We start from the raw sequence: 18,259 nt of genomic DNA, 5'->3' as shown, positions 1-18,259 counted from the left end.
CCTAGCTCCCCGCCGTCAATCGCGCCCGTCGCGCGCCGGCATGGACGGGGGTTGAACAAGGGCCGGCGCCGGGGGCATAGCTCTGCGCAATTCGAGACCAGGGAACCGTATCATGGGCGAGCGCACCGCGACGAGCAACCGGATCGACCGGGCCACCGGCGGCATGCGCCTGCGGCGCCTGCGCCAGAGCGACTGGACACGGCGCCTCGTCCGCGAGACGGACGTGCGCGTCGACGACCTGATCTGGCCGATCTTCGTGCGGGAAGGCGACGGCGAGGCTCACCCCGTGGCCTCGATGCCGGGCGTGTCACGCCGCTCCGTCGCCGGGTGCGTCGAGGCCGCGCGCCAGGCTGCCGACCTCGGCATTCCGGTCGTCGCTCTGTTCCCCTTCACCGACCCGTCGCTGCGCGACGAGATGGGCACGGAAGCGCTGAACGAGGGCAATCTCGTGTGCCGGGCCACCCGAGCGATCAAGGACGCCGTGCCGGAGATCGGCATCCTCTGCGATGTCGCGCTCGATCCCTATACCAGCCACGGGCACGACGGGATCGTGCGCGACGGCGTGATCGTCAACGACGAGACGGTGGATCTTCTCTGTCGGCAGGCGCTGGTGCAGGCGCGCGCGGGATGCGACATCATCGGCCCCTCCGACATGATGGATGGCCGCGTCGCCTGCATCCGCGAAGCGCTCGACGCCGACGGCTTCGGCGACACGATGATCATGTCCTATGCCGCGAAATACGCCTCCGCCTTCTACGGGCCCTTCCGCGATGCCGTCGGCTCGGCGGGCGCCCTGCGGGGCGACAAGCGCACGTACCAGATGGACATGGGCAACGCGCTGGAAGCCCTTCGCGAGGCCGCGCAGGACATCGCCGAAGGGGCGGACATGATCATGGTCAAGCCGGGCCTGCCCTATCTCGACATCCTCGCCCGTCTCGTCGACGAGTTCCGCATGCCGACCTTCGCCTATCAGACGTCCGGCGAGTACGCGACGATCATGGCGGCGGCCCAGAACGGCTGGATCGACGGCGACAAGGCGATGTTCGAATCGCTGCGCTCGTTCAAGCGCGCCGGGGCTTCCGGAATCCTCACCTACTTTGCGCCTCGTGTGGCGGAAGCGATCCACAAGGGCTGAGCCGGGATTGCGGAGCCGTGACCGCGATACCATGTCCTGACGAGCCGGGTTTTCCGGCCGCACAGGAGATGACGACGCGATGGTCGATGCAACGGTTCTCAATGGCGCCCAGACGACCTGGCTCGACGAGCCACGCGCTTACGAGGGCGTGCGTTCGCGCCGCATCCTGGCTTTTCTGGTCGACTATACGATCGTCCTTCTGCTCTGCATCCCGGTCATGCTGATCATCGGCGTTCTCGGCGTGCTGACCTTCGGCCTTGGCTGGATGCTGTACGGCGCGCTCTTTCCGCTGGTGGCGCTCCCCTACGTCGCGTTCACCCTGGGCGGACGATCGCAGGCGACGCCCGGAATGCGCCTCTTCGGCATCCGGCTGGAGCGTCTCGACGGGCGCCCGACCGACCCGGGTCTCGGCGTCGCGCATTCGGTGCTGTTCTGGGTCGCCGGAGCGCTGACCTCGGGCTTCATCGTCCTCGTCGGCCTGTTCACCGCGCGCAAGCAGCTGGTGCAGGATCTTCTCCTCGGGACAGTGGTGGTGCGACGCCGCTGATCGAGAGCGACCGACCGTGATTTTTTCGGCCGGGATCGTCAGGAGAGCTTTCCAATCGGCCTCGTGGCCATCAAATTGAACTGGTGTGCGCGGAAGGTGCTCGCGCGCAACCCGAGGCGCCGACCGCATGACCGCTCATCCGCAGAGCCCGCAATTCTTCCTGACGGCACCGTCACCCTGCCCCTATCTCGACGGGCAGTTCGAGCGGAAGGTGTTCACGCATCTCGCCGGCGCGCGGGCACCCGCTCTTCTCGACCTCCTGACGCAAGGGGGGTTCCGTCGAAGCCAGAACATCGCCTACCGGCCGGCCTGCGAGCGGTGCCGAGGCTGCATCTCGGTCCGGATCCTCGTCGACGAGTTCGAGCCGACGCGGTCGATGCGCCGCGTGCTTCAGACGAACGCCGACCTCTTCGGCCACATGGCCACGGCGGAGCCGACGTCCGAGCAGTTCGCCCTGTTTCGTCGCTATCTCGAGGCTCGCCACGCCAGTGGCGGCATGGCCGAGATGAGTGCGATGGACTACGCGATGATGATCGAGGACAGCCAGGTCGACACGCGGCTGATCCAGTATCGTCGCAAGGGGCCGGACTACCGGATCACGGGGCGTTCGGACGAGGGCCTCATGGCGGTCGCATTGAGCGACGTCATGGCCGACGGCATGTCGATGGTCTACTCGTTCTACCGGCCCGACGAGGTCGACCGCAGCCTCGGCACGTTCATGATCCTCGATCACATCCGCCGCACCAAGGAACTCGGCCTACCCTACCTCTACTTGGGCTACTGGGTCGAAGGTTCCCGAAAGATGCAATACAAGATCCGTTACCAGCCCCAGGAACACCTGATGGCCAAGGGCTGGGAGCGCTACGCCCCTACCGAGGCATGAGACTTGTCTTGCGGCCCTTCGCCGCCTTTCGATCCAGCCGTGCGACGATCGCCTAGCCGAACCGCCCGCTCTTCGGGAAGCCCTTCGGCACCAGCCGACCGGCCTGCGCCCGATCGCCGCGCCACTCCATCAGTTCCGCGTCCGACCGCGTGAAGACGCGGCCGGCCGGATCAGTCCAGGTCAGCCCCTCGGCCAGCTTGAAGACCTTGATGTCGAGCAGCCCGCCGTCCTTGAAGCGCTGCAGCCGGACGCCCTTGCCGCGGACCATCTCCGGCACCTGCGCGAGCGGGAAGACGAGCATCTTGCGATTGTCGCCGACCGCTGCCACGGCATCGCCGCCGTTGATCCGCTCGGCACGAAGGAGGCGCACCGCACCCGCGACGTTCAGGATCTGCTTGCCCTTGCGGGTCGACGACAGGAGTTCGGCTTCCGACACGATGAAGCCGTTGCCATCGCTCGACGCGACGAGGCGCTTGGCCGTCGGATCGGGCACGAAGCCCATCGCGATATCCTGATCGTCCTCGAGTTCGATCGCCAACCGAATGGGGTCGCCATGCCCCCGGCCGCCCGGCAGTTTGTCTGCACCCAGCGTGAACGCCCGGCCGTTGGTCGACAGGAACACCAGCTTATCGGTGGTGAGAGCGGGAAAGGCGAATTTCAGGCCGTCGCCTTCGCGGAACGTCAGACCGGAGAGATCGGTCAGATGCCCCCGCATCGCGCGAAGGAAGCCCTTCTGCGACAGGACGATCGTCACCGGCTCCTTCTCGATCAGGGCGACGGCGATATCGTCCGACGAATGCTCGGGCGCGTCGGCAAAGGTCGTGCGGCGCTTGCCGAGTTTCGTCTTCTTCGAGAAAGCCTCGCGAACCTCGCGAACCTCGCCCGCGACCGTCGACCATTGCTGCTCGGTCGAGCCAAGCAGCGCCTGCTTGGCGTCGCGCTCTTCGCTCAGCGAATCGAACTCGCGCTTCAGCTCGAATTCCTCGAGCTTGCGCAGCGAGCGCAGCCGCATGTTGAGGATCGCCTCAGCCTGAACGTCCGACAGCTGGAACGTCGACATCAGGACGGCCTTCGGCTCGTCCTCCTCGCGGATGATGCGGATCACCTCGTCGAGGTTGAGGAAGGCGATGATGTAACCGCCGAGGATCTCGAGCCGCCGCTCGATCTGGTCGAGCCGATACTGCGAGCGCCGGATCAGCACCTCGCGCTGATGCGCCAGCCACTCGACCAGCACCTCGCGGAGCGACAGGACCTTCGGGACCTTGCCGCCCGACAGGACGTTCATGTTCAGCGGGATGCGCGATTCGAGATCGGTCAGGCGGAACAGCGACTCCATCAGGAGCACCGGATCCACGGTCCGGGCCTTCGGCTCCAGGACGATGCGCACGTCCTCGGCCGATTCGTCGCGGATATCGGCGAGCAGCGGCAGGCGTTTGGCGGTCAGGAGGTCCGCGATCTTCTCGATCAGCCGCGACTTCTGAACCTGGTAGGGGATCTCGGTCACGACCACGACATAGCCGCCGCGCCCCTGCTCCTCCCTCTCCCAGCGCGCGCGAACGCGAAACGATCCGCGCCCCGTGGCGTAGGCCTCGCGGATCGTCTCGCGACCGTCGACCACTATGCCACCGGTCGGGAAATCGGGACCCTGCACGAATTTCAGGAGCGTATCGACGTCGGCATCCGGCTGCTCGATCAGCTTCAGCGCCGCGTCGCAGATCTCCGCCGCATTGTGGGGCGGGATCGAGGTCGCCATGCCGACGGCGATCCCCGAGGAACCGTTGGCCAGGAGATTGGGGAACGCCCCCGGCAGGACGACCGGCTCCTGGTCCTCCTCGTTGTAGGTCGGACGAAAATCGACGGCGTTCTCGTCGATGCCGCGCAGGATCAGCGTCGCGACATCGGTCATCCGCGCTTCGGTGTAGCGCATAGCCGCCGCGCTATCGCCGTCGACGTTGCCGAAGTTGCCCTGACCGTCGATCAGCGGGTAGCGAATCGAGAAATCCTGGGCGAGACGCACGAGGGCATCGTAGATCGAGGCATCGCCATGCGGATGGAACTTGCCCATCACGTCGCCGACGATGCGCGCACATTTCTTGTAGCCCTGACCCGGATCGAGCCGCAGCACGCGCATCGCGTGCACGATGCGTCGATGCACCGGCTTCAGCCCGTCGCGCACGTCCGGCAGCGCTCGCCCCATGATGGTGGACAGGGCATAGGCGAGGTATCGCTCTTCCAGCGCCGCCTTCAGATCGATCGGTTCGATGTCGCCGCCGTTCGGCGGAGTATCCACTGGCTTGCCCATGATCCCGGCCTTAGCCGAAAGCATGACAAGGAACAAGAGAAGAACAAAACGCGATCGTGACCCAGTCGCCGCGCTCCGGTCTCTTTCCTAAACGGTTGGAGCAGCCATATTAGCGGCGTTCCCCGCGGGTTCGTCCGGTGCGGCCAACGCGGCCACCGGTATCGCAACCGTCAGAAAGGTGTCTTCATGCGCGTCCTCCCGTCCCGCCGTGTTCTCGCGGGCCTCGCTTTCGTCCTTGCGGGCACGACGTCGTCGCTGGCGGCGGACGCTCAGGCTTTCGGGGATCGGTTGAAGGCTGTGATGGCCAGCCAGCAGGTGGTGCTGGATTACACGGGCGCCACCAGCGATGGGAACGACGTCGTTCTGTCGGGCGCGAAGGTCCACGGCGGCGCTCCCGGCGACAGCCCGCTTCCGCTCGGCGATCTCCGTTTCCAGGGCGTCACCGGTTCGACGCCCGAAGGCTGGCGGGTCGAGCGCGTCACGCCCTCGGACGTCGACCGCACGGAGGGACCGACTCGGACGCGCGCGTCCGGCATCGTGATCGAGGGCATGCAGATTCCCCCGGCGACTGGCGCGGCCGCCGCCTCGCCGGTGTTCTTCGATCGCATGGCGGTTGCGAACGTCACGGCCGAGCATGAAGGCCGTCAGGTGCTCGGGATCGACGGCGTCGAACTGCGCACCGGCGGGGGCAACGGCACCGCCTACAGCGGCACGTTCGGGGTCCAGCGATTCACCGTCGATACGCAGGCGTCGGGTGGAGAAGGTGGCCCGGCCGTGATGGCCGACCTCGGGTATCAGCAGCTCGCAGGAACGGTGACGGGCAACGGCTCGTGGAACCCGCAGTCCGGTGCCTTGACTCTCGACCCGCTGCAGATTGTCGTCGACAATGCCGGGACGCTGAATTTCGCCTACACGATCACGGGTTACACCCCGAGCTTCATCCAGTCGCTGAGCCAGCTCAGCCAGCAGATGCAGGCAAGCGGCGGGCAGAACGATGCCAGCGGGATGGCGGTGATCGGGCTGATCTCGCAGCTCTACCTGCAGTCCGCCGAACTCTCCTTCGCCGACAACTCGCTGACCAACCGCCTCCTCGACTATTACGCCAAGCAGAACAACCAGACGCGCGAGCAGATGGTGTCCGGCCTCGTCGGCTCTCTGCCGCTGGCGTTGGCCTACATCCAGAACCCGGATTTCCAGGCGCAGGTTACCGGCGCGGTGAAGGACTTCCTCGAGAACCCGAAGGCGCTCCGCATTTCGATCGCCCCGCCCGCACCGGTACCGGCGACGCAGATCCTCGGGGCCGCGATGGGAGCGCCGCAGACGCTGCCGCAGGTGCTTAACCTCTCGGTTCGCTCCGGCAATTGATCGCGGCGGGATCGGCGTGGACATCGACCCGCTGATCCTGACGCTGCGCTTCGACGCGGCGAGCTTCGAGCGTTTCGACGCCATGCGTCGGCGGTACTTCCCGCCGGCGCGCAACATGCTGCCGGCACACCTGACGCTCTTTCACAAGCTTCCCGGCGAGCGGCTGCCGGCGATCCATCGCGATCTTGCCGCGCTGGCCGGAGAAACGCCGCCGTTGCAGTTGATCGCGCAGGGCATCCGCTTCCTCGGCTACGGATCGGCCTACGAGATCCGCTGCGACGCTCTGAAATCGCTGCGTGCACGGCTTGCCGAACGCTGGGCGGGCGACCTGACACGCCAGGATGCTGCGGGCTTCGCGCCGCACGTCACGATCCAGAACAAGGCTCCGGCGAGAGACGCCAAGGCGCTCTGTGCCGACCTGAAAGCCGCATTCTCGCCGTTCGAAGCGGAGGGCACGGGGCTCCTTCTATGGCACTATCGCGGCGGGCCGTGGGAGCTTGCGGGCGAATACGGCTTCGTGGGGCGGTTATAAAAAAGGGCGCCGCAGCGCCCTTTCGTTTTCTGCAAAGCCAGTCGACCTCAGCCCTTCGGCGGCTGCGGGATCGTGCGGATGCCGAGGTCGCGCAGCTGCGCCGGGGTCGCCTCCGCGGGCGCGCCCATCAGGAGGTCGTGCGCCTGCTGGTTCATCGGGAACAGCGCGATCTCGCGCAGGTTCTTGGCGCCGCAGAGCAGCATGACGATGCGGTCGACGCCCGCCGCCATGCCGCCATGCGGCGGCGCGCCGTACTGGAACGCGCGGTAGAGCCCGCCGAAGCGCTCCTCGACGTCGGCCTGGCTATAGCCCGCGATCTCGAAGGCCTTCACCATCACCTCGGGCAGCTGGTTGCGGATGCCGCCGGACGCGATCTCGAACCCGTTGCAGACGATGTCGTACTGGAACGCCTTGATGGCCAGCGGCTCGCCGCCCTGCAACGCCTCCATGCCGCCCTGCGGCATCGAGAACGGGTTGTGGGCGAAGTCGACCTTCTTGTTGTCCTCGTCCCACTCGTAGAACGGAAAGTCGATGATCCAGGCAAGCTCGAACCGGTCGCGATCGACGAGGTTCAGCTCCTCGCCGACGCGCGTGCGCGCCGAGCCCGCGAATGCGTAGAACTTCTCCGGGCGCCCGGCGACGAAGAAGCAGGCGTCGCCCGCCTCGAGACCAAGCTGGGTGCGAACGGCCTCTGTGCGCTCCTCGCCGATGTTCTTGGCGAGCGGCCCGGCGCCGCCGAGCTTGCCGTCTTCCTCGCGCCAGAAGATGTAGCCGAGGCCGGGCTGCCCCTCGCCCTGTGCCCAAGCGTTCATGCGGTCGCAGAAGGCTCTGGAGCCGCCAGTCTTCGCCGGGATCGCCCAGACCTCGACGGCCGGGTCGGACGCGATCATGCCCGCGAAGACCTTGAAGCCCGAGCCCGCGAAGTGCTCGGTCACCGCCTGCATCTCGATCGGGTTGCGCAGGTCGGGCTTGTCGGAGCCGTAGCGACGGATGGACTCGGCATAGGGAATGCGGCGGAACGTCTGGCTGACCGGCTTGCCGTCCGCGAACTCCTCGAAGATGCCGCGGATCACCGGCTCCATCGTCTGGAAGATGTCTTCCTGTTCGACGAAGCTCATTTCCAGATCGAGCTGGTAGAATTCGCCGTAGAACCGGTCGGCGCGGGGGTCCTCGTCGCGGAAGCACGGCGCGATCTGGAAATAGCGGTCGAAGCCCGACATCATCAGCAGCTGCTTGTACTGCTGCGGCGCCTGCGGCAACGCGTAGAACATGCCGTTGTGGAGGCGCGACGGCACCAGGAAGTCTCGCGCGCCCTCCGGGCTCGATGCCGTCAGGATCGGCGTCTGAAATTCGTTGAAGCCGATCTCGTTCATCCGCCGGCGCATCGACGCGACGACCTGCGTGCGGCGCATGATGTTGCGGTGAAGCGTCTCGCGGCGCAGATCCAGGAAGCGGTAGCGGAGCCGCACGTCCTCCGGGTATTCCGGCTCGCCGAAGACCGGCAGCGGCAGTTCCTTGGCGGGGCCGAGCACCTCGATCTCGCGCGCGAAGACCTCGATCTCGCCCGTCGGCAGTTTGGCATTGACGGTTTCGGGCGTACGCGCCTTCACCTCGCCGTCGATGCGGATGACCCACTCGCCGCGCACGGTTTCGGCGGTCTTGAATGCGGGCGACTCGGGGTCCACCACGATCTGCGTCAGGCCGTAGTGATCGCGAAGGTCGATGAAGAGCAGGCCGCCGTGGTCGCGAATGCGATGCGCCCAGCCCGACAGGCGTACCGAGTTCCCGACATGCTCGGGGCGAAGCTGAGCGCAGGTATGGGAACGGTAGCGATGCATGGCAGTCTTCTCTCGGCTGATCCGGCGGGTCTGGGTTGGAAACGGGACGCCTCGCCCCACCCGAAATTCGCGCGGACAAGCGCATGCAGGTGCCATCCTGTCAAGAATCTTGGGGACGCCGCTCCCTTCGGGGCGCTCCGGCTGAACGAAAATGGTGGAAAGCTGGTCAGGCGGACGGGGGCCCGTGCCATGCAGCCGAAACTCGTCCTATAAGGGAGGGATGGAGCCGATCACCACGACCGCCGCGCTGCAAGACGCGTGCAACACCCTGTCCCGCGCTGAGTTCGTCACGGTCGATACGGAATTCATCCGCGAGACGACCTTCTGGCCGGAACTCTGCCTGATTCAGATGGCGTCGGACGACCTTGCGGTGCTTGTCGATCCGCTGGCCGATGGCATCGACCTCGCGCCCTTCTTCGCGCTGATGGCCGACGACAAGGTGATCAAGGTCTTTCACGCCGCAAGGCAGGACGTCGAAATCATCCACAAGCTCGGCGGCCTCATCCCCGTCCCGCTCTTCGATACGCAGGTCGCCGCCATGGTCTGCGGCTTCGGCGAGTCGATCGCCTACGACCAGCTGGTCGCCCGGACGTCGAAGGGGCGGATCGACAAGACCTCGCGGTTCACGGACTGGCGCCGGCGGCCCCTGTCGCAGGATCAGCTGGAATACGCGCTGGCCGACGTGACCTATCTGCGCGACGCCTATCGCTTCCTCAAGTCGGCGTTGGCGGTCGAGGAGCGCGAGTCATGGCTGGCGGATGAGATGTCGGTTCTCACGGATCCCAAGACCTACGACATCCATCCGGACGACGCGTGGAAGCGGTTGAAGCTTCGTGTGAGGAAGCCGATCGAACTGGCTGTCTTGAAAGAGGTGGCGGCGTGGCGCGAACGCGAGGCGCGTCAGCGCGACCAGCCGCGTTCCCGCATCCTCAAGGACGACGCGGTCTACGAGATCGCCCAGCAGCAGCCGCGCGACGAGACGGCCTTGTCCCGCCTGCGCACCGTTTCGAAGGGTTTCGAGCGGTCGAACGCAGGCCGTGAAATTCTCGCCGCTGTCGGCCGGGCGCTGGCGATCCCGAAAAACGAGCTTCCGGCGATCCCGCGCCCGCCGAACCAGCCGGAAGGTACGGCCTCGGCGGTCGAGTTCCTGCGCGTGCTCCTGAAGATCGTTGTGGACGAACGAGGCGTCGCCGGTCGTTTGATCGCCTCAGGAGACGATCTAGAAAAGCTGGCCGTCAACGGCGCCGACGCTGATGTGCCGGCTCTGGAAGGCTGGCGACGCGAGCTGTTCGGAGATCGCGCGCTGGAACTTCTCGATGGCCAGTCCGCGCTGGTCTACCGCAACCGCCGGGTAGAGGTCGTGAAGCTCTGACGGGATCGGCCGGGCGCCCTACCCGGCCGCCGTCTCTCCAGCGGCTCCCGCATCCGTCAGCGCGCCTCCATGCGCAACGTGCGCTCCACGACGCGAGCGAAAGCCTGCAGCCGCGCTTCCGGCCGCTCCCCGATCAGCCCGGCGAGGTCTTTCGGAACGACCAGCGTGAAACCGCCGCGGGGATCCTGCGCCCAGCGCAGGCGCTCGATCACGCCCGGCATGGCGGCGGTGAGAAGATAGGTGACGCGAACCAGCGCCGCGAAGACCCTTGCCAGATGGATCATTCGGGCATCGACGATGCTGCTCATGCGCTCAACGTCGACGGGATCGAACTCGCCCTCGTAGCGATAGTAGTTGGCGAGGCTCAGGTAGGCGCGACCGGGGTGGTCGACTGCTGGAAACGCGGCATTGAGCACGAGCGAGTAAGCCTGCGTCCCGCGATAATCCGGATGGGCGCGCCAGGCGATGTCGGTCAGGAGGCAGGCCGCTTTCCGAAGCCGCTGCTCCGCCACGGACTCGGCGATGCCGAGCGCGGTGAACGTGCGGGTCGACCAGTCGATCAGTTCCTCGTTGTGGCGCGCCGAGCGCGAACGCAGGAACGAGAGTTCATGGGCGGCTTCGAGCAGCGGATCCTTGGCTTTCTCCTCGTCGCTCAACCGCTCGTGGAGGTAGCCCTCGCGCACGCCGTAGGCGGACATGATGATCTCGGAGGGCTTCAGCGTCTGGATGACCGCTTGCAACGCAACGGCGCCGAAGGCCAGCAGCGAGCGACGGTTGCGCGAGATCGCGGCAATGCCGGGCAGCTTCTCCGGGTCGTTCTTGACGACGGCGGTCAGAAACTCGCCGAGGTCGGCCGCCTTCACGGCGTAGCCGTGCATGACGTGGATCGGATAGCCGGTCTGCTCCATGTGGAGCTTCATCAGGTTTCGCCACGTGCCGCCGACGGCATAGAACGGCCGGCCGGCGGCGATCGGCGCAAAGCCCGTCGCGATCATGTGGCTGTCGGCGATCTGACGGGCCTTCGCGAGGTCGCCGCTCGACATGTCCTGCAGGCGAAGGCCGCCGAGCGGCATGGTGACGCCGTTTCCGATCCGCCCGTCCGCGACATCGACGATCTCGAGACTGCCGCCGCCGAGGTCGCCTGTGATGCCGTTCGGCGCGTGGAAGCCGGCGATCACGCCCTCGGCCGCGTACTTCGCCTCGTCGGCGCCGGAAAGAATGGTGATCGGGCAGCCGATCGCGGCTTCCGCCGCCCGCACGAAGTCGGGACCGTTGGTCGCCTCGCGGGCCGCCGCGGTCGCGATCGGATGGATCTCGCCGACACGGAACTGGTCGCATAGGGCCCGGAAGCGCGTCAGCGCCGCGATGGCGCTGGCGACGGCCTTGTCGTCGAGACGGTTGGTCGCGGCGAGACCGCGACCGAGGCCGCTCAGCACCTTCTCGTTGAAGAGCATGGTGGGCGCCCGGCTGTTGCCCTCGTAAACCACGAGGCGCACCGAGTTCGAGCCGATATCCACCACGGCGACCGGCACCCGCCCGGGCATCCGGCCGTGGGCCGCTTCGTCAGTCGAAGCGGGAATGCTCCGCACGTTGTCTCGCGATGAGCTTGGGAGCATTCGTCTTCAGGGCCTTTCCGCGTCCCGACAGGCTTGGATTGGTCATGAAATAGCGCTGGGCGTTGAACGGCTGCTCACCCTCCGACGGCGCGATCCGCCGCGAGGTTCCATCGGAGAGAACCGACCAACTCTGCTGGTTGTCCAGGATGTTGGCCAGCATGATCTGCGAGAGGACCTGGCTGTGGACGGTGGGCGTCGTGATGGGCACCAGCGTTTCGACCCGCCGATCCAGATTTCGGGGCATCATGTCGGCGGAACCCATGTAGACGATCGCCTTTTCCGAAGGCAAGCCATGGCCGGCGCCGAAGCAGAAGATGCGGCTGTGCTCCAGGAAGCGGCCGACGATCGACTTCACGCGGATATTGTCCGACAGGCCGGGCACGCGGGGCTTCAGGCAGCAGATACCGCGCACCACGAGATCGATCTCGACCCCCGCCTGGCTTGCCCGGTAGAGCGCGTCGATGATCTGCGGATCGACCAGCGAGTTCATCTTGAACCAGATCTGGCCCTGACGCCCCGCCTTCTCGTGCGCGATCTCCTCGTCGATCATCTGCAGGATGCGCTTGCGCAAGGTGAGCGGCGAGATGGCAATCTTGCGCAGATCCGTCGGCTCGGCATAGCCGGTGATGTAGTTGAAGATCAGCGAGACGTCGTGCGCGATGTCCGGATCGGCCGTGAAGTAGGACAGGTCCGTATAGATCTTGGCCGTGATCGGGTGATAGTTGCCCGTGCCGATATGGCAGAAGGACACGATCTTCCCCTCCTCGCGGCGCACGACGAGCGAAAGCTTGGAGTGGGTCTTCTTCTCGATGAAGCCGAAGACGACCTGAACGCCGGCACGCTCGAGATCGCGCGCCCATTTGATGTTGGCTTCCTCGTCGAAGCGCGCCTTGAGCTCGACCAGCGCCGTGACCGACTTTCCGGCTTCCGCCGCGTCGATCAGCGCGCGCACGATCGGTGAGTCGTTCGAGGTCCGGTAGAGCGTCTGTTTGATGGCGACGACGTTCGGGTCGAACGCGGCCTGCCGCAGGAACTGCACGACCACGTCGAACGATTCGTAGGGGTGGTGGACGACGATGTCCTTCTCGCGGATGGCCGCGAAGCAATCGCCGTTGTGTTCGCGAATCCGTTCGGGGAAGCGCGGGATATAAGGCGAGAACTTCAGGTCGTCCCGCGGCAGCTTGACGATCTGGGACACCGCGTCGAGCGCCAGCATGCCGTCCATGATCGAGACGCGCGACTCGGATACGTTGAGTTCGCTGGCGACGAAGTTGCGCAGCCCTTCCGGCATCACGTGGTCGAACTCGATCCGGATCACCGATCCGCGGCGACGGCGCTTGAGGGCGCTCTCGAAGGTGCGGACGAGGTCTTCGGCCTCTTCCTCGACCTCGATGTCCGAGTCGCGGATGATGCGGAACGTGCCCTGCCCGCGCACCCGGTATCCCGGGAAGAGCTTGGAAATGAACAGCGCGACGACGCTTTCCAGCGGCACGAATCGCGCAACGCCGGCCTCCGTCAGTGGCATCTCGACGAAGCGCTGAAGCGCCGTCGGCAGGCGAAGAAGCGCGTTCATGGTCTGCGAATCGCGCTCGCGGATCAGCGACAGCGCCATCGAGAACCCGAGGTTCGGGATGAACGGGAACGGGTGCGCCGGATCAACCGACAGCGGCGTCAGCACCGGGAAGATCGCCTCGTCGAAGTGGCGCTCCAGCCAGACGCGGTCGTCCTTCTTCAGCTCGCCCGCGCCGACGATCAGGATGTTCTCGGCGCGCAGCGCCTTCACCAACTCCGCGAGCGAGGCCTGCTGCTCCTCCTGCAGCTGACCGACCTCCGTCAGAACCCGGTCCAGCTGCTCCTGCGGCAGGAGGCCGTCGTCGCTGCGGACCGAAAGGCTCGCGCGCACCTGCCCCGCGAGACCGGCGACGCGCACCATGAAGAACTCGTCGAGGTTGCCGGCCGAGATCGACAGGAAGCGCACGCGCTCCAGCAGCGGATGGTTGAGGTTCTGCGACTCTTCCAGCACCCGGCGATTGAACTGCAGCCAGGACACCTCGCGGTTCACGTAGCGGTCGGCCGGAAGCTCCTCGACCGTCGGCACCTGCACCGGAGGCACGGGGGCCGGCAGGATGCCGACAGCCTCCATCAGGGGCTGATCCGGCTCCGGCTCGTCGCTTTCGACCTCGACGTCCATGTCCGCATCCGCAACAGCCTCCGCCCCGCCTTTGGCGCGAACCGCATCGCGCGACGGGCCCCTGCGGCGGGTCGCCGGACGGCTGGGCTTGGGCTGGTCGGTCGCGCTGGTCTCGCTCATCGGATGCTCTGTCGGTTCGGAACGCACGGGGGTCACGGTCGCTTAGCGGGGCCGCGCGACTGTTTCATGACGCTCGATTCGTTTCCAATGCCATTTCTTCGAGGATTCGCTGCGCCAGCGAGCGCCCGATCCGAAGCTTGCCGGCGAGCGAGGCCTGATCGAGCCGCCGCACGAAGTCGGAGGCCGCCTCGAATGAGCGCTCCATGCGTGGCAGCGCGAATTCGACGACGCGCGGATCGAGCTCGATTTGACGATCGGCGGCGACTTTCATGATGACCCCGACGAGAAGAGATTCGTCCGGCGCGCGCAACTCGACCGCAGTCGCGGCCCGCAGACGCGAGCGGAGATCGGGAAGCTTCACGTCGAGCGCGCCTGCCGGCAGACGCGAGGTCAGGAGGACAGTGCCGCCGCCGAGCCGCGCGGCATTCAAAAGGGCGAACAGCGCCGGTTCGTCGTGGTTCTTGCGATCGATGTCCTCGACCAAGGCTGCGAACGGAGGGCGCGAAGCCGCCGGATCGAACGCGTCATCCGGCCAGACGGTGGCGCCGGACATCTCGCGCCAGGCCGAGGCAAGATGCGTCTTGCCGGAACCGGGCGGTCCCGAGATCAAGACGACCGGATGCGGCCAGTCGGGCCAGCGGTCGATCGCCTCCACTGCGAGTGCGTTGGCCGACCCGACCATCAGGTCGTCGCGCGCCATGGACGAGCGCGCCGGAAGGTCCAGCGGCAGTTGCTGGGGCCTGCGCATCCGCTCAGTCAGCCTTGCCGCCGCGCGGGTCGAACTGGCTGCGAAGGGCGGCGTTGAGCCCGTCGCCTTCGATCTGGATCGGCTGCGGCGTCGCGACGATCTCACGGCCGAAATACATCTCGCTTTCCAGATACTTCTGCAGGGCGAAGCGGACGAGCACGCCGACCGCCGCCGCCGCCGGCACGGCGATCAGAAGCCCGACGAAGCCGAAGATCGCGCCGAAGGCAAACAGCGCGAACATCAGCCACACCGGATGGAGCCCGACGGACGCGCCGACGAGCTTCGGCTGGAGGATGTTGCCCTCGATGAACTGGCCGGAAAAGAAGACGCCGGCGGCCGCCGCCACCCAGACCCAGTCCGGCGAGAACTGGACCAGTGCGACGCCGAGCGCGATCACAAGGCCGACCGCCGAGCCGACATAGGGGACGAACGAGATCACGCCGGCGAAGAAGCCGATGAGAAGGCCGAAATTGAGCCCGACGAGCGTCAGGCCGACCGCGTAATAGGTGCCGAGAATCAGGCAGACGCTGCCCTGCCCGCGCACGAAGCCCGCGACCGACCGATCGATCTCACGCGCCAGGCGCCGCACGGTCGCGACGTGCTGGCGCGGCACCAGCGCGTCGGTCTTGTCGATCATCCGGTCCCAGTCGAGCAGGAGGTAGAAGGCGACGACCGGCGTGACGACGAAGAGCGACAGGAAGTTCACGACCGCAAGGCTGGACGTCCACAGCGACGAGACGAAGGACGTCACGAAGCCCGAGAGCTGACGGACCAGCGCCTGGAAATCCTGCTGCACCGACTGCTGGTCGTTCTCGATGAAACGCGAGAGCGGCCCTTGCCGTAGATCGTCGGCCAGTTCCTGGAGGCGACCGAGATACTGCGGCAGTCGGGCGACGAAGCCTGCGATCTGGCCGCCGATGACCGGGACGAGCACGAGGAGGACCAAGGCGATCAGGATCACGAACGTGACGAGAATGACGATGCTGGCGGCCAGCCGCGACATGCCCCGCCGCACTAGCCAGTCGGCGATCGGATCGAGGAAATAGGCCATCACCATGCCCAGCACGAAGGGCAGAAGGATGCCGCGGAACAGCCAGAGAAACAGGACCACCCCGACCGCGGCGAGGCTCCAGAACAGGACCTGACGCTTGAGAAGTCGGCTACGATCGCGGACCATGTCATTCCTCCGTTCGCACGTGCGGGATATTTCGGGCGCGCGCGAACGAAATCGAGATAGGCAGGCCCGCCGAAACCGGTCAAGGGTCGATGAGGCAGTAGGGAGTCGCGGACGGGATGGAAACCAACGGGGTTTGCCGGTGCGGCCGGTTGCGGATCGCCGTGCGAGGAAAGCCGCTCGTAACGATGGCCTGCCACTGCACTGGGTGCCAGAAAATGACGGCGAGCGCCTTCTCGCTCTCGGCCCTGTTCCCGGCCGTAAGCTTCGCCGTCCTGGCCGGCGAGACGGCCATTGGGGGCCTGCACGGCGGGCCGAAGCACGATTTCTGCGCGTACTGCCTCACATGGGCCTTCACCCGCCCCGAGGGCATGGACGATTTTATCAACGTCCGCGCGCCGATGCTCGACGCCTCGGTGCCACTCGAGCCGTTCATGGAAACCTGCACCGCCGAAAAGCTGCCGTGGGTTCGCACGCCGGCGGCGTTCAGTTTCGAGACGTTTCCCGAGCCCGACGACTTTCCATCGATTCTTGCGGCTTAGGCGGCTCAAAACTCGACATTCGAGGACCCACGCGTCTTGCCCGCATAGTCCGATCATGCGAACTCGCGACCCAAAGAGGGCCCTGCCATGACCGCTGATCCCAAGACCGGTTTGACCTATGCCGCAGCCGGCGTCGACATCGACGCGGGCAACGAACTGGTGCAACGCATCAAGCCGTTGGTGCGATCGACCCGCCGGCCCGGCGCCGACGGCGAGATCGGCGGTTTTGGCGGGCTGTTCGACCTGAAGGCTGCGGGCTTCACCGATCCGGTACTGGTGGCCGCCAACGACGGGGTCGGCACCAAGCTCAAGATCGCGATCGACACCGGCCTGCACGACACGATCGGCATCGACCTCGTGGCGATGTGCGTCAACGATCTCGTGGTTCAGGGCGCCGAACCGCTGTTCTTCCTCGACTATTTCGCGACCGGGAAGCTCGACCCGGCGCAGGGCGAGGCGATCGTCGCCGGCATTGCCGAGGGCTGCCGCCAGGCGGGCTGCGCGTTGATCGGCGGCGAGACGGCCGAAATGCCGGGTCTCTACGCCGAGAAGGACTATGATCTGGCAGGCTTCGCGGTGGGCGCCGCCGAGCGCGGACGCCTCTTGCCGAGCGGCGAACTCGCGTCCGGCGACGTGATCCTCGGGCTCGTATCGTCCGGCGTGCATTCCAACGGCTATTCGCTCGTCCGCCGCGTGGTGGAGAAGGCCGGCGCGCGCTACGACGCCCCGGCTCCCTTCGAAGCTGAGGGCCGCAGCCTCGCCGAGGTCCTGATCGCTCCGACGCGTATCTACGTGAAGCCGCTGCTGGCTGCGATCCGCGAGGGCGACGGCATCAAGGCGCTGGCCCACATCACGGGCGGCGGGTTCCCCGAAAACATTCCGCGCGTGCTGCCGGAGCATCTGCGCGCCGATCTCGACCTCCACGCCATTCCGGTCCCGCCGGTCTTCTCCTGGCTTGCCAGCGAGGGCGGCATCGCCGAGGCCGAGATGCTGCGCACCTTCAACTGCGGCGTCGGCATGATCGTCGTGGTGAGCGAGGCGGAAGCCGCTGCGGTCGCCGCGATCCTGCAGAGCGAGGGCGAGACGGTGGTCCCGCTCGGCCGCATCCTTCCGCGCGAGGCCGAGGCGGCGGTCACCTTCAACGGGCAGCTCGCGCTGTGAGCGAGGAAGCCGCACGCAAGCGGGTCGCTGTCCTGATCTCGGGACGCGGCTCCAACATGAGCGCACTGATCGGCGCGGCCATGGACCCGTCCTACCCGGCCGAGATCGTCGCGGTCCTCTCGAACAAGCCGGACGCCGGCGGCCTTGCGACCGCCGCACGTTACGGCATTCCGGCCGAGGGGGTCGACCAGCGGCTCTTCCCCGATCGAGCGGCCCACGAACGGGCACTGATCGAACAGCTCGATGCCTACCGCCCCGACATCATCTGCCTGGCGGGTTACATGCGGTTGCTGACGCCGCTTTTCGTCGGGCACTACGCCGGGCGGATGATCAACATCCATCCGTCCCTCCTGCCGCTCTTTCCGGGGCTGCACACGCACGAGCGTGTGCTGGAGGCGGGCATGCGCATCCACGGATGCACCGTGCACTTCGTGACGGACGACATGGACGAAGGCCCGATCATCGCGCAGGCCGCGATCACGGTGGAGCGCGGCGACACGCCCGACACCCTCGCCAACCGGCTGCTGCGGGCCGAACACCGCCTGTATCCGCATGCGCTTCGCCTCGTCGCCGAGGGCACCGTGCGTCAGGACGGCGGCCGTGCGGTCATAGCGGAAACGCGCAGCGGGACGCCGCGCCCGGCATCACCGACGGTGCTTGTCGCGCCCGACGGCCGCGAGTCCTGACGCTCGAACACCGGACAGAGAGCTTGATTAGGCCGCAGGTGCTGCGG

15 protein-coding genes are annotated in these 18,259 nt (G+C 66.6%); 9 read left to right on the top strand and 6 right to left on the bottom strand.

Features of this window, described 5'->3' with window-relative positions:
- Nucleotides 1–112 precede the first annotated feature (112 nt).
- The 3 genes from hemB to ASF65_RS01940 all read left to right on the top strand — a co-directional run bounded on the left by hemB (nucleotide 113) and on the right by ASF65_RS01940 (nucleotide 2,565).
- Nucleotides 113–1,135, top strand: coding sequence for a porphobilinogen synthase (gene hemB, locus ASF65_RS01950; protein WP_082505107.1), 1,023 nt, complete (start codon nucleotides 113–115; stop codon nucleotides 1,133–1,135).
- A gap of 79 nt (nucleotides 1,136–1,214) precedes the next feature.
- On the top strand, nucleotides 1,215–1,682 hold the full coding sequence (locus ASF65_RS01945) for an RDD family protein (protein WP_055884316.1): 468 nt from the start codon (nucleotides 1,215–1,217) through the stop codon (nucleotides 1,680–1,682).
- A gap of 127 nt (nucleotides 1,683–1,809) precedes the next feature.
- Nucleotides 1,810–2,565 carry an arginyltransferase gene (locus tag ASF65_RS01940; RefSeq protein ID WP_055884313.1) on the top strand — a complete coding sequence of 252 codons (756 nt, stop codon included), beginning with the start codon at nucleotides 1,810–1,812 and terminating at the stop codon, nucleotides 2,563–2,565.
- A gap of 52 nt (nucleotides 2,566–2,617) precedes the next feature.
- Here ASF65_RS01940 and parC read toward each other — a convergent pair whose 3' ends face one another.
- Nucleotides 2,618–4,867: a DNA topoisomerase IV subunit A gene (gene parC, locus ASF65_RS01935; RefSeq protein ID WP_055885009.1), complete on the bottom strand. Its 2,250-nt coding sequence runs from the start codon at nucleotides 4,865–4,867 to the stop codon at nucleotides 2,618–2,620.
- A 186-nt stretch (nucleotides 4,868–5,053) separates the two neighbouring features.
- Between parC and ASF65_RS01930 the strand changes: the two genes are divergently transcribed.
- Both ASF65_RS01930 and ASF65_RS01925 read left to right on the top strand, forming a co-directional pair.
- Nucleotides 5,054–6,232, top strand: coding sequence for a hypothetical protein (locus ASF65_RS01930; protein WP_055884310.1), 1,179 nt, complete (start codon nucleotides 5,054–5,056; stop codon nucleotides 6,230–6,232).
- Nucleotides 6,233–6,248: 16 nt separating this feature from the next.
- Entirely contained in the window at nucleotides 6,249–6,764 is a 516-nt protein-coding gene (locus tag ASF65_RS01925; protein WP_055884307.1) for a 2'-5' RNA ligase family protein, read from the top strand.
- Nucleotides 6,765–6,811: 47 nt separating this feature from the next.
- Here ASF65_RS01925 and aspS read toward each other — a convergent pair whose 3' ends face one another.
- Nucleotides 6,812–8,602 (bottom strand): aspartate--tRNA ligase, encoded by a 1,791-nt coding sequence (aspS, locus tag ASF65_RS01920; protein ID WP_055884303.1) that lies wholly within the window; start codon nucleotides 8,600–8,602, stop codon nucleotides 6,812–6,814.
- A gap of 220 nt (nucleotides 8,603–8,822) precedes the next feature.
- Between aspS and rnd the strand changes: the two genes are divergently transcribed.
- Nucleotides 8,823–9,974, top strand: a complete 1,152-nt coding sequence (gene rnd / locus ASF65_RS01915; protein WP_055884300.1) for a ribonuclease D — start codon at nucleotides 8,823–8,825, stop codon at nucleotides 9,972–9,974.
- A 56-nt stretch (nucleotides 9,975–10,030) separates the two neighbouring features.
- On the opposite strand, the gene ppx is transcribed toward rnd, so the two are convergent.
- From ppx to ASF65_RS01895, 4 genes are all read right to left on the bottom strand, one after another.
- Nucleotides 10,031–11,518 carry an exopolyphosphatase gene (ppx, locus tag ASF65_RS01910; protein WP_156369121.1) on the bottom strand — a complete coding sequence of 496 codons (1,488 nt, stop codon included), beginning with the start codon at nucleotides 11,516–11,518 and terminating at the stop codon, nucleotides 10,031–10,033.
- A 19-nt stretch (nucleotides 11,519–11,537) separates the two neighbouring features.
- On the bottom strand, nucleotides 11,538–13,901 hold the full coding sequence (locus ASF65_RS01905) for an RNA degradosome polyphosphate kinase (RefSeq protein ID WP_055884295.1): 2,364 nt from the start codon (nucleotides 13,899–13,901) through the stop codon (nucleotides 11,538–11,540).
- A gap of 64 nt (nucleotides 13,902–13,965) precedes the next feature.
- Complete coding sequence (locus ASF65_RS21955; protein WP_244486525.1) at nucleotides 13,966–14,385, bottom strand: DnaA/Hda family protein; 420 nt, start codon at nucleotides 14,383–14,385, stop codon at nucleotides 13,966–13,968.
- 268 nt (nucleotides 14,386–14,653) lie between these two features.
- Nucleotides 14,654–15,826, bottom strand: a complete 1,173-nt coding sequence (locus ASF65_RS01895; protein WP_055884290.1) for an AI-2E family transporter — start codon at nucleotides 15,824–15,826, stop codon at nucleotides 14,654–14,656.
- A gap of 116 nt (nucleotides 15,827–15,942) precedes the next feature.
- On the opposite strand from ASF65_RS01895, the gene ASF65_RS01890 reads away from it, so the two are divergent.
- From ASF65_RS01890 to purN, 3 genes are all read left to right on the top strand, one after another.
- Nucleotides 15,943–16,365 (top strand): GFA family protein, encoded by a 423-nt coding sequence (locus tag ASF65_RS01890; RefSeq protein ID WP_055884287.1) that lies wholly within the window; start codon nucleotides 15,943–15,945, stop codon nucleotides 16,363–16,365.
- An 87-nt stretch (nucleotides 16,366–16,452) separates the two neighbouring features.
- A complete protein-coding gene (gene purM / locus ASF65_RS01885; RefSeq protein WP_055884285.1) occupies nucleotides 16,453–17,526 on the top strand; it encodes a phosphoribosylformylglycinamidine cyclo-ligase in 1,074 nt (357 codons plus the stop codon).
- On the top strand, nucleotides 17,523–18,212 hold the full coding sequence (gene purN / locus ASF65_RS01880; protein WP_082505106.1) for a phosphoribosylglycinamide formyltransferase: 690 nt from the start codon (nucleotides 17,523–17,525) through the stop codon (nucleotides 18,210–18,212). Before purM ends, purN begins: the two co-directional genes overlap by 4 nt.
- Nucleotides 18,213–18,259: the final 47 nt, after the last annotated feature.

The sequence above is a fragment of the Aureimonas sp. Leaf324 genome (assembly GCF_001423245.1).
Taxonomy (GTDB): domain Bacteria; phylum Pseudomonadota; class Alphaproteobacteria; order Rhizobiales; family Rhizobiaceae; genus Aureimonas.
The sequence above is the reverse complement of the archived record's forward strand: the minus strand, read 5'-3'. Positions and strand labels throughout refer to the sequence as shown.